This is a genomic window from Flavivirga rizhaonensis (assembly GCF_004791695.1).
GTDB classification, from domain to species: Bacteria; Bacteroidota; Bacteroidia; order Flavobacteriales; family Flavobacteriaceae; genus Flavivirga; species Flavivirga rizhaonensis.
The window spans coordinates 41,704-53,592 of record NZ_SRSO01000032.1 but is presented as its reverse complement, the minus strand read 5'-3'; the positions used below and the strand labels follow the sequence as shown (position 1 = coordinate 53,592).

Sequence of the window (11,889 nt, the reverse complement as noted above, 5' to 3'; positions counted from 1 at the left end):
GAAAGATTACAGGAGAAAATTACAGAAATGGTTAACCAACTGAACCCAAAACTCATAAAATCTATCGCAGCTAATTCTTTATTCTCTAAAATGTTTTTTGAGTATTTTTAAATCAGAAATGGTATTACTTAAAAACAGATCTATTAAACAAGTAATTTCTAACGAAAAATATTTATACGTCACTTTTCATTTAAATAAGTGAAATCACCATGTTTTTTATTAGATAATCTATTTGAATTTAAGATTTGAATAAATACATTTGTTGAATAAACGAATTTAAATTAATACTATGAATATTCCATCAGAATTAAAATACACCAAAGATCACGAATGGATCAAAATCGAAGGTGATGTTGCAACTATTGGTATTACAGATTTTGCACAAAGTGAATTAGGAGATATTGTATATGTAGAAGTAGAGACTGTTGATGAAACATTGGATGCAGAAGAAATTTTTGGAACAGTTGAAGCAGTTAAAACGGTATCAGACTTGTTTTTACCATTATCTGGTGAAATTATAGAATTTAATGAGTCTTTAGAAGATGAACCAGAAAAAGTAAATAGTGATCCTTACGGTGATGGTTGGATGATAAAAGTAAAATGTTCAGATATTTCCCAAGTAGAAGGACTTATGTCTGATGATGATTACAAAGCATTGATAGGTGCTTAAAAAGTTAACACCTATAATAACCATAATATATTCGTTAGCTTTAATTACAGTTAGTTTAATTAAGCTTAATAACGTTCCAGATATAGGTATTTCCTTTGGTGATAAGATATTTCACTTTTTTGCCTATTTTGTTTTAACGATTTTATGGTTTTATACGTTTTTGTACGCGTTTAAATTAAAAAGTAAAAAGGCCATAGTTTTTGCTGTTGTCCTTTCTGTTTTTTTTGGTATAATTATTGAGGTATTACAGGGAAGTATTACAGTTTCAAGAAGCTTGGATGTTTATGATGCTGTAGCGAATACCCTTGGTGCTTTATTAGCATCAGTTGTAATGTGGTTTAAAAGTAATTTGAGCGTTAAAAACGCATAAACACTTGCTTTTTTTATAAATAAATAGTTATTTTAGCAATCTTGATAAATGATATAAATTATGGAATCTAAAAAAAATCCCAAAGCTAATGTTGGACGTAATAGTTCACTTTACTTCGCTATTGGTTTAGCATTAATGTTATTTTTAACAAACTATGCTATTAATTATAAAACATATGATAAGTCTGATACAGATATAGGAATGGTCGATATGGATGAAGAATTGGAAGAAGAAATTCCAATTACTGAACAAATACAAACACCTCCTCCTCCTCCTCCTCCTCCAGCTGCACCAGAAGTAATTGAGATTGTTGAAGATGAAGTTGAAATAGAGGAAACAGTTATAGAATCTACAGAAGTTGATCAAGAAACTGAGATTGTTGAGGTAGAGGAAGTAGAAGTTGAAGAAGTAGAGGAAGATATAGATGTACCATTTTCAGTAATTGAAAATGTACCTGTTTTTCCAGGATGTGAGAAAGAGAAAAACAATACTAAGAAAAGAGATTGTATGTCTAAAAAAATAGCACAATTTGTTAATAGAAAATTCAACACAGAATTAGCTAGTGACTTAGGGTTATCAGGAAGACAGCGTATCAATGTAATTTTTAAAATAGATAAAACAGGTAATATTACTGGTATTCGTGCAAGAGCACCACACCCAGGTTTAGAGAAAGAAGCAACTCGTGTTATTGGTCTATTGCCAAAAATGAAACCAGGAAAACAACGTGGAAAACCTGTAAACGTTCCATATTCATTACCAATAATTTTCCAGGTACAAGATTAATTGGAAATAATTCCTTGATGATGTTTCATCAAGGTTTCCGTTGAAATTGTCATTCCCACGAAAGTGGGAAACCAAATATAAAATCCCGTTACAAAATTTGTAACGGGATTTCTTTTTTTGGTATGCTTATTGTGTTTTTATCATAATATTAACATTTATACTATAATTATTATGAGTAATCAAAAGAAAACTCACGAACTCATTCGGCAAAATGAGCAACTCGTGAAAAAATCACAAAAGCATGATGCAAATTTACAAAAAAACACAACCCTTTACTTTCAAATAGGGTTAATTGTATGTCTACTGGCAGTCTTTGGCTTGTTAGAGATGAAGTTTGAAACTACTATTCCAACTTATGGTGGAGATCCTCCGTTAGATGAGCCTTATAGTATCGATATTCCAATAGTAAAACCTGAACCTCCAACTATTAAAGAACCTATTGAGCAAAAACAGAAAAAGCAATCGAATACTTATGTAGAAGTACCAAACGATATTCCTATAGACCCTTTGATAGATAAACCATTAGATCCAATTGTAAACACAAATCCACCAATAGACCCAGACGACATAAATTTAGTAGATAAGCCGCCAGTAGAGGTATTTATACCTGTTAACCTAGTTCAAGTAGTACCAATCTATCCTGGTTGTGAAAAGAAAAAATCGAACGATGAAAGACGAAAGTGTATGTCGAAAAAAATAGACAAACTCATCCAAAGAAAATTTGATACAGATTTGGGAAGTGAATTTGGGCTTTCTGGAAGGCAAGTTATACGTACTTTATTTAAAATAGATAAAAACGGTAAGATTACCGATATTAGAATTAGAGCCCCACATCCTGGTTTAGAAAAAGAAGCTAAACGGATTATTAACATTATCCCAGAAATGACACCAGCGAAACAACAAAACAAAAATGTAGGGGTAACTTATACATTACCAATAGTATTTGATGTACATAACTAGTAATACATAATTTAATAGTCTTAGAACCGTTATCATTTTATAGATAGCGGTTTTTTCTTGACCTGAAATTGTTTCAGGGTCATTCTGGTTTACAGAAAAGAAAATTCGTTTGTATTTCTGTTTATCAGTTAATTATTTATCAAGTCTTTGTTCTCGTTTCTAATACTGAAGCGGTCTTAATGTCTTATTCGAACATTAATGATGTAAGTATTTAGAAATAGATTAGAACTTTTTTGTGAATTAGCAATCTAAAAAAATATAGTATCTTTCTGCACAAATAAATATTAACCTATTTTCATGAAGAGATTCATTCTACTGTTTCTACTTTTAGTTCAATATAACAGTTATTCACAAGATACCTTTTTAGCCGAAAAACCGCCTGTTTTTCCAAATTGTGAAAATGTTGCCATTGATTCTTTACAGCAATGTTTTGATAGAAATGTATTTGAACATATTTATAAGAATTTTAAGGAGCCTCAAAGAGTACATGACGAAAAATATAAAGGAGAAGTTGTTGTTCTTTTTGAAGTAGATACCACAGGACAATTTAGGGTTATTTACATTGATGCTATTTACAAGGAATTAAAGGAAGAAACCAAACGCGTATTTTCAACCTTACCAAAAATAAAACCAGCTACTTATAATAGTAGAAAAACGTATAAACAATATTCGTTGCCTATAAAGATTCCTATAGTTAATCAAGCAATTAAAACACAGGACTTAGCAAAAGAAAATGACATATCTAAACTAGAACAGCAATCGAAAGCAGAATTTGATAATGTTAATGCCGATTTAAAAGCTTTTGAAGATAAAGCCTATAACAGCCAATTAAACATCCAGTTTACACATAGCGACTATTCAAGATTTGATAGAAGTATTAATCTTGTGGGAACTAATAGTCATACGGCTTCAAAACCATTTATGTACGATGAAGTTTCTAAATACTACGATTTTAAGGCCGAAAAAGAAAAATTAAAAAAAGAAACAGATACTTGGGCAGGAAGAAAACTTTGGAATGAACATTTAGTACAATTACAAGGTAAAGATTATTGGTTTACAGTCGATCCAATATTCGATTTACAAGTGGGTAAAGATACCGATGCTGATTTTAGTTCCACATACAATAATACAAGAGGTATTCTAATTCAAGGAGGTTTAGGGAAAAAGTTTAATTTTTATACGTCAGTATTTGAAAGTCAAGGTAGATTTGCTCAATATGTAAATCAATATGCAGAAAGCTTAAAAGCCTTTGGTCCAGATCCAGCCATTATTCCAGGTCGTGGTATTGCCAAGCGCTTTAAAACAGATTCTTACGATTATCCAGTAGCAGAAGCTTATTTGTCCTATTCACCGGCAAAATTTATAAATGTTCAATTTGGACATGGTAAAAATTTTATAGGTGATGGGTATCGGTCATTGTTACTTAGCGATGTAACAAGTCCACATCCATTTTTAAAATTAAACACCAAGTTTTGGAAAATAAAATATACCAGCACTTGGATGTGGTTAAAAGATGTAAGACCCGAAGTTGTAGCCGATAAAGCATTTTTAACTAAGTATATTGCAAACCATTATTTAAGTTGGAATGTATCCAAACGATTAAATGTTGGATTATTTGAATCGGTACTTTGGACAAACTCTAATGATAGAGGTTTCGATATAAATTATATAAATCCTATTATCTTTTATAGAGCCATAGAGTTTGAAACAGGACAGGGAGCAGGGAACGCACTTCTTGGTGCATCGGCCAAATATAAATGGAATGATAACATAAATATATATGGTCAATTCATTTTAGATGAGTTTTCACTTAGTGATGTTAAAGCAGGTGAAAAAAGTTGGAAAAATAAGTTTGGTTACCAATTGGGGGTTAAATATTTTAATGCATTTAAGGTTGATAATTTATTATTACAATTTGAATACAACAGGATAAGACCCTATACGTATTCACATAACACCATAGTACTAAATTATGCTCATAATAATCAATCGATGGCGCATTTATGGGGTGCAAATTTCAGTGAAGCTATTTTAATTGGACGTTACCGTTACAAACGTTGGTTTGCCGATGCAAAACTTATTTATGGCATACGCGGATTAGATTTTAACGATGGAACAGATAATTTTAGTTACGGAGGGGATATCTATAGAGATTATAATGATAGACCTTTTGATACTGGTGTTGAAGTAGGGCAAGGTATAAAAACCAAAACTTTTAACGGTAATTTACAAGCAGGTTATCTTATTAATCCAGCATCCAACTTAAAGGTGTTTGCAGATATTAGTTTTAGAGATTTTAATCCAGAGGCAGAAACTACAGCAACCTTTAAAAGCAACACGGTTTGGTTTAATTTTGGAATCAGAACCGATCTGTTTAATTGGTATTTTGATTTCTAGTTCCTGCGAAGGCAGGAATCTTATAAATTAAACTTAAAAGTTTGGTATTACTTTGAGTTTGATGCTTCTTTATTTTAAACATTGCTTCATTGAATGTTTACCCCTTTCTTCTCTCCGAGCTGCTAATCCTTCTTAGGAAAGTTTTTATCCTTCTCGAATAAATTTTTCATGTACTTTTATATTGCTGATATATAGTTGTTCATGTAGATTTTGAAAATCTATATGCTATCTCAAATCACTTAATACAATCTTGAAAAAAATAATACCAATAATTTTAATAGCTACATAAAATTGAATTAAAAATGAGGTTGTTGGATAAAAGATATTAAAAATACGCTTACCATTGCTCAAAATGCTTTTATAGAGTATATTTGCACTCGCAATTAAAAACCATAGAGCAAATATAATATTGAGCAATTCAAAATCTTCATTAGCAGCACCTTCTGTCATTTCAGATTTTAAAGAGATCACTAAAATGCGGTTAGCATTAAGTGTGGTTTTTTCATCATTGGCAGGTTATTTATTAGGGGTTGATACTGTCGATTTTAAAACGTTAATACTATTAGCCTTTGGAGGCTATTTTATGGTAGGAGCATCGAATGCTTTTAATCAAATTATTGAAAAAGACCTGGACACCTTAATGAAGCGTACTCAGAATAGGCCTATTCCAGCTGGGAGGATGTCTGTAACCACGGCATTCATTATAGCTTCTCTTTTTACTTTATTAGGTGTTATTATTCTATACACCATCAACAAGCAAACGGCCATGTTTGGTGCTATTTCAATATTTTTATATACCTGTGTATACACCCCTTTAAAAACTAAAACACCGCTGGCTGTTTTCGTGGGCGCTATTCCGGGAGCCATTCCTTTTATGTTAGGATGGGTGGCCGCTACAGACGATTTTGGGATAGAACCAGGCACCTTATTCGCTTTACAGTTTTTTTGGCAATTCCCTCACTTTTGGGCAATTGGTTGGTTTTTGTTTGATGATTATAAAAAAGGAGGGTTCTTTATGCTGCCAACAGGAAAGCAAGATAAAGGAACGGCGGTACAAACTGTTATGTATACCATTTGGACATTACTAGTGTCTATTATACCAGTATTTGGATTTACAGGAAAATTACAGCTATCAATTGTTGCAGCCATATTAGTTTTTAGTTTAGGATTAGGCATGTTGTATTATGCCATTCGGTTATTTAAAGAAATGACTGAAAAAGCAGCAAAACAACTCATGCTTGCTAGTGTTTCCTATATAACACTTGTACAAATAGTGTATGTAATAGATAAATTTATAAGATAACCATGGATTTAACTCAAGGAACGCAAGAAGAGAAAAATAACAGAGCAAAAAAAATGATGCTTTGGTTTGGTATCATTTCACTAATTATGTCTTTTATGGGATGGACAAGTGCTTTTATTGTAAGTAGCTCCAGACCAGATTGGTTAAAAGATTTTGTATTGCCTAATGCTTTTTTAATAAGTACCGTGGTGATAGTTATTAGTAGTATATCTTTCATTTTAGCTAAAAAAGCTTTAAAAAGTGGAAATAGAAGTATGACGACACTTTGGTTATTTGTAACACTTATTTTAGGAGTTATTTTTATTTTTAATCAATTTTCAGGCTTTCAACAAATTATAGATTTAGGTTATAATTTTACTGGACCGACCAGTAACGTAACGATGTCTTACATTTATTTAATAGCCATTGTGCATATTTTGCACGTGGTTGTTGGGTTAATTTGTTTGTTGGTAGTAATTTATAATCATTTTAAACAAAAGTATGATGCAACGAAAATGCTTGGCTTAGAACTCGCAGCAACCTTTTGGCATTTTATAGATATACTATGGGTTTATCTCTTTTTGTTTTTATATTTCATTCGATGATTTTTATCGATTTCTAATGGTCTCATGTAACATCCAAAGTAGCTTTTTTTTGAAGTATGTATAATTTAGTGTTGGATGTTTTATTAGATGAATAAATTGATTATTTTTGTGCAACTTTTAAAAAACAACCATTATATATGAGTACTACAGTTGTAAATACTGGAACAGAAGGTAAAACTTGGGGAGGAGCAACAAAGCCTCTAAATGCAAGTTATGGTAAAATGATGATGTGGTTTTTCATCGTTTCGGATGCTTTAACATTCTCTGGGTTTTTAGCAGCCTATGGGTTTTCAAGATTTAAATTTATTGATTCATGGCCAATAGCCGATGAAGTGTTTACGCACTTCCCTTTTTTACATGGTGTAAATGCACCAATGTATTATGTGGCTTTTATGACGTTTATTCTTATTATGTCATCTGTAACGATGGTACTAGCGGTAGATGCTGGCCATCATTTAAATAAAGCAAAAGTTACTATTTATATGTTTTTAACCATTATTGGTGGTTTAATATTCGTAGGCTCTCAAGCTTGGGAATGGGGAACATTTATTAAAGGGGATTATGGAGCTGTACAAACTAAAGGAGGTAATATTTTACAGTTTGTAGATACAGAAGGACATAGAGTCGCATTAAGAGATTTTGTTGTAGCCGAACCACATGCAGACAGAACACAACATGAGCGTAAAAGTGGTTTATGGTTTGTTTCTGAAGGAACTTTGCCAACATATACTGTTGAGGAAGTTATGCATGGTTTAGAAGCTCACGATAATGTTTTAGTAAGAACGCAGATAATTAATGAAGCAGGTGAAAAAACTATTTTGTCTAGAGCCGAGTCGTTAAAACAGATAAAGAACAACGGAAAAGTTGTTGTTGAAGGTGCTAATTTACATGTTAATGAATACGGTTCACCTTTATTTGCAGACTTCTTTTTCTTTATAACTGGTTTTCACGGTTTCCACGTATTTTCTGGAGTTATTATAAACATCATTATTTTCTTTAATGTGATTTTAGGAACTTACGAGAGACGTAAAAACTATGAAATGGTAGAAAAAGTGGGGTTATACTGGCACTTTGTAGATTTAGTTTGGGTATTTGTATTTACATTCTTTTACCTGGTTTAATTATAGAAAATTATATTTTTCATTTCCTTGAAAAGGAAATCTAAAAAAGCATTAAAAAATGGCACACGAACATAAATTAGCAATATTTAGAGGTTTAGTTAAGTTTAAATCAAATACTCAGAAAATTTGGGGTGTTTTGATCTTTCTTACTATTGTAACAGCCGTAGAGGTTGTATTAGGTATTTTGAAACCAGAAAGTTTAATGGGACAAGTTTTAGGAATGAAAGCCCTAAACTGGATATTCATTATTTTAACGATTGTAAAAGCATATTATATTACTTGGGATTTCATGCATATGCGTGACGAATTAAAATCTTTAAGACGTATGGTTGTCTGGACTGCGATATTCTTAATTCTATATCTAATATTTATTTTATTACAAGAAGGCGGTTACGTGTTCGACGTATATAAGGATGGATTTATAAAAAGAGATTTTTAATTAATTTGTTTGAGCTTGTATTGAGCGCAGACCAAGTGTTAAAATAGAGATATAAAGACGGTTTTAAACCGTCTTTTTTTATTTTTGCAAACATTATATTTTTTATTTAATGGATTATAAAAAAGTAAGTCGGTATGTGGTTTTAGGGATTTTGTTTTTTCTTCCCGTAACATTTTTATTGTTCTTATATCCTGCGACTCATAACTATACACCATTAGATATAGTGAACGAATCGGTTTTAGATTTACAACAATTTTCTTCAGATTCAGAAGAACAAATACTTTTAAAAGATCACATTACAGTTTTAGGCTTTTTTGGCAATAACCCTTTAAATAAAGCCACGACTGCATCTAATTTAAAAGAGCTGGTCTATGACAAGTTTAAAGGTTTTAAACGATTTCAAATAGTCATAGTCATGCCAAAAGGAACAGAAGATGCTGTTCAAAAACTTAAAGCAGAGATTAGCGTGTATGAAGATTTAAGGTTTTGGCATTTTATCTTTGGAGAATCTAGTAACATTCAGAAGCTGTTTTTTAGTTTAAAAAGTAAAGTAGATCTTTCTGAAAGTTTAGACACAGATCATGTGTTTATTGTTGATAAAGATTTAAATCAACGTGGGCGCATTGACGATAGAACAGATAATGAACTAGAAAAGAAAAGGTCTGTTTATGGTTTAAATTCTTATGATTGTATTGAAGTAGCAGAAATAAAAAATAAAATGAGCGAGGACATGCGTATTTTATTTACTGAATATAGACAAAAAAGAAAAGGAGAGTTCAATTCTGATACAAGAAGGGCAAGCGATTTAAAAGAAACAGCTACTAATTAAATTAAAAAACTGTTAGGTTGAGCGTGCCACACTGAGCGCAGTCGAAGTGCAAAACCTAATCTGTAAAATATAAAAGATGAGTAAAAAAACGAATTATTCATATATAGGAATTGCATTTATCATCTTGGTTTTTGGTATTATTTTCATCCCCAAAATTGTAGACAGAATTTCTAATAAAGACATTATTAGAAATGAAAGCAGAAGTGATTTTGCAAATGATAAAAAGTCAAGCACATCAGATTTAGCTTTTATCGAAATAAATGGTGAACCCAAAAAAGTACCAGCTTTTTCTTTTACAAATCAATATGGAAAAACGATAACTAATAAAGATTATGAAGGCAAGGTTTATATTGTAGAATTCTTTTTTACAACATGCCCGACTATTTGTCCTAGAATGAATGAGAACCTAATTCAAATTCAAAATACCTTTAAAGATTTTAATGATTTTGGTGTCGCATCATTCACTATAAACCCAGACTATGATACACCAGAAATTCTTAAAGTCTATGCCGATAAATATGGTGTTACAAATCCTAATTGGCATTTAATGACAGGAGATAAAGAAACCATTTATGAACTATCAAATAAAGGATTCAATTTATACACTGCCGAAGAAGAAGATGTATTAGGTGGTTTTGAGCATTCAGGTAATTTCGCTTTAATTGATAAAAACGGATTCATTCGATCGAGGAAAGATAATTTTGGTAACCCTATTATTTATTATAGAGGTATTGTTTCCGAGGCTGAACAAGTTGATGATGAGGGTGTAAAAGAAGAAATTAGTGCATTAAAAGAAGATATCAAAAAGTTGCTTAATGAATTGAATAATTGATGTCATTCATTCAGAGCGCAGCGAAGAATCTTTCTGTTTCATGTTACTTAGATTCTTCAGTCGTGCCTCCTTCTGAATGACATAGCAGTTTCTTTTGTTTAAGGAGCAGTGTTATTTAAAATGGCTTGTAATGAGTACAGCGGAAACGTGAGAATCTTTTAAATTGAAACAAAAAGATATTGTTTAGTTTTTATTTAGCAGATTGTTACGTCCTTTCGTCCTCACAATGGCATATGTTTGAAAAACCATTATTCTGAATGGCTTGTGATGAGTGTAGTTGAAACAAGTCGAAGTGTCAGAATCATATAAATCAAAAATACAATGAGTAGAGAAAAAGAAATTATAGACGATAAAAAATATAATAAATTAATAGTAGTATTATCCGTATTAATACCAATTGTTGTAGCTATTTTATTTGGGGTGAAAATTCCAAATGTTGAACCACTAACATTTTTACCACCAATTTATGCATCAATAAATGGAGTAACGGCATTGGTTTTAATGTTTGCTGTATTTCAAATTAAAAAAGGAAATAGAGCCACACATGAAAAATTAATGAAGTTTGCCATCATGCTTTCAGTATCATTCTTAGCGATGTATGTAGCCTATCATATGACTAGTGATTCTACTAAGTTTGGAGGCGAAGGCGCTATTAAATATATCTACTATTTTATATTGCTAACACACATTTTATTGTCGATCATTGTTATTCCATTTGTACTAATTACCTATGTGAGAGCAATTACGAATAATATCGAGAAACATAAAAAAATAGCAAAAATAACATTTCCGTTATGGTTATACGTAGCCATAACTGGAGTGATAGTTTATATAATGATTTCACCGTATTATTAATGAAACCCTACTTCAAGAAGCAGGTACTGCGAACTTGAAGTAGCTAGTTGAATTAATCCCGCTTAAAGGCGGGATCTGTAAATCAATGAATTGAAACCCTACTTCAAGAAGCAGGTACTGCGAACTTGAAGTAGCTAGTTGAATTAATCCCGCTTAAAGGCGGGATCTGTAAATCAATGAATTGAAACCCTACTTCAAGAAGCAGGTACTGCGAACTTGAAGTAGCTGGTTGAATTAATCCCGCTTAAAGGCGGGATCTGTAAATCAATGAATTGAAACCCTACTTCAAGAAGCAGGTACTGCGAACTTGAAGTAGCTGGTTGAATTAATCCCGCTTAAAGGCGGGATCTGTAAATCAATGAATTGAAACCCTACTTCAAGAAGCAGGTACTGCGAACTTAAAGTAGCTGGTTGAATTAATCCCGCTTTTTAGTGGGATCTGTAAAACTTTACTTTAGTGTTGTCCTTAGCGACTTGTACTTAAGAGATGTAATAAGTTATAAATGTAAAATATGAAACAAAAAATTCTTTTTTTTCTTTTCTGGTTTCTCTTGTTTCTTGAAACAAATGCCCAATGTGCTATGTGTCGTGCTGTTTTAGAAAGTGAAGAAGGACAAACAGCAGCAGAAGGTATTAATGATGGTATCGTATATTTAATGGCAATTCCATACATCCTTATGGGAGGATTAGGGTACTTTATTTATAAGAAATACAATACGTTAAAAAAATAATAAAAACTTTTCGGA

13 protein-coding genes are annotated in these 11,889 nt (G+C 31.6%); all 13 read left to right on the top strand.

Annotated features, from left to right (window positions below):
• Positions 1-289 precede the first annotated feature (289 nt).
• Complete coding sequence (gene gcvH, locus EM932_RS17935; RefSeq protein WP_135878585.1) at positions 290-670, top strand: glycine cleavage system protein GcvH; 381 nt, start codon at positions 290-292, stop codon at positions 668-670.
• On the top strand, positions 663-1,040 hold the full coding sequence (locus EM932_RS17930; protein WP_135878584.1) for a VanZ family protein: 378 nt from the start codon (positions 663-665) through the stop codon (positions 1,038-1,040). The genes gcvH and EM932_RS17930 overlap by 8 nt, the downstream gene beginning before the upstream one ends.
• A 60-nt stretch (positions 1,041-1,100) precedes the next feature.
• Complete coding sequence (locus EM932_RS17925) at positions 1,101-1,823, top strand: energy transducer TonB (protein WP_135878583.1); 723 nt, start codon at positions 1,101-1,103, stop codon at positions 1,821-1,823.
• 171 nt (positions 1,824-1,994) lie between these two features.
• Positions 1,995-2,783, top strand: coding sequence for an energy transducer TonB (locus tag EM932_RS17920; RefSeq protein ID WP_135878582.1), 789 nt, complete (start codon positions 1,995-1,997; stop codon positions 2,781-2,783).
• Between the two features lie 297 nt (positions 2,784-3,080).
• Entirely contained in the window at positions 3,081-5,180 is a 2,100-nt protein-coding gene (locus tag EM932_RS17915) for a gliding motility protein RemB (protein WP_135878581.1), read from the top strand.
• A 409-nt stretch (positions 5,181-5,589) separates the two neighbouring features.
• Entirely contained in the window at positions 5,590-6,483 is an 894-nt protein-coding gene (gene cyoE / locus EM932_RS17910; protein WP_135878580.1) for a heme o synthase, read from the top strand.
• 2 nt (positions 6,484-6,485) lie between these two features.
• Positions 6,486-7,067, top strand: a complete 582-nt coding sequence (locus tag EM932_RS17905) for a cytochrome c oxidase subunit 3 (protein WP_135878579.1) — start codon at positions 6,486-6,488, stop codon at positions 7,065-7,067.
• A 137-nt stretch (positions 7,068-7,204) separates the two neighbouring features.
• A complete protein-coding gene (locus EM932_RS17900) occupies positions 7,205-8,188 on the top strand; it encodes a cytochrome c oxidase subunit 3 (RefSeq protein ID WP_135878578.1) in 984 nt (327 codons plus the stop codon).
• 58 nt (positions 8,189-8,246) lie between these two features.
• Positions 8,247-8,627, top strand: a complete 381-nt coding sequence (locus EM932_RS17895; protein WP_135878577.1) for a cytochrome C oxidase subunit IV family protein — start codon at positions 8,247-8,249, stop codon at positions 8,625-8,627.
• Between the two features lie 109 nt (positions 8,628-8,736).
• On the top strand, positions 8,737-9,456 hold the full coding sequence (locus EM932_RS17890) for a hypothetical protein (protein ID WP_135878576.1): 720 nt from the start codon (positions 8,737-8,739) through the stop codon (positions 9,454-9,456).
• 76 nt (positions 9,457-9,532) lie between these two features.
• Positions 9,533-10,288, top strand: a complete 756-nt coding sequence (locus tag EM932_RS17885; protein WP_135878575.1) for an SCO family protein — start codon at positions 9,533-9,535, stop codon at positions 10,286-10,288.
• Between the two features lie 321 nt (positions 10,289-10,609).
• Complete coding sequence (locus EM932_RS17880) at positions 10,610-11,143, top strand: DUF420 domain-containing protein (protein ID WP_135878574.1); 534 nt, start codon at positions 10,610-10,612, stop codon at positions 11,141-11,143.
• Positions 11,144-11,655: 512 nt separating this feature from the next.
• The gene (locus tag EM932_RS17875; RefSeq protein ID WP_135878573.1) at positions 11,656-11,874 is read left to right on the top strand and encodes a hypothetical protein; all 219 of its coding nucleotides are present in this window, start codon (positions 11,656-11,658) and stop codon (positions 11,872-11,874) included.
• Positions 11,875-11,889: the final 15 nt, after the last annotated feature.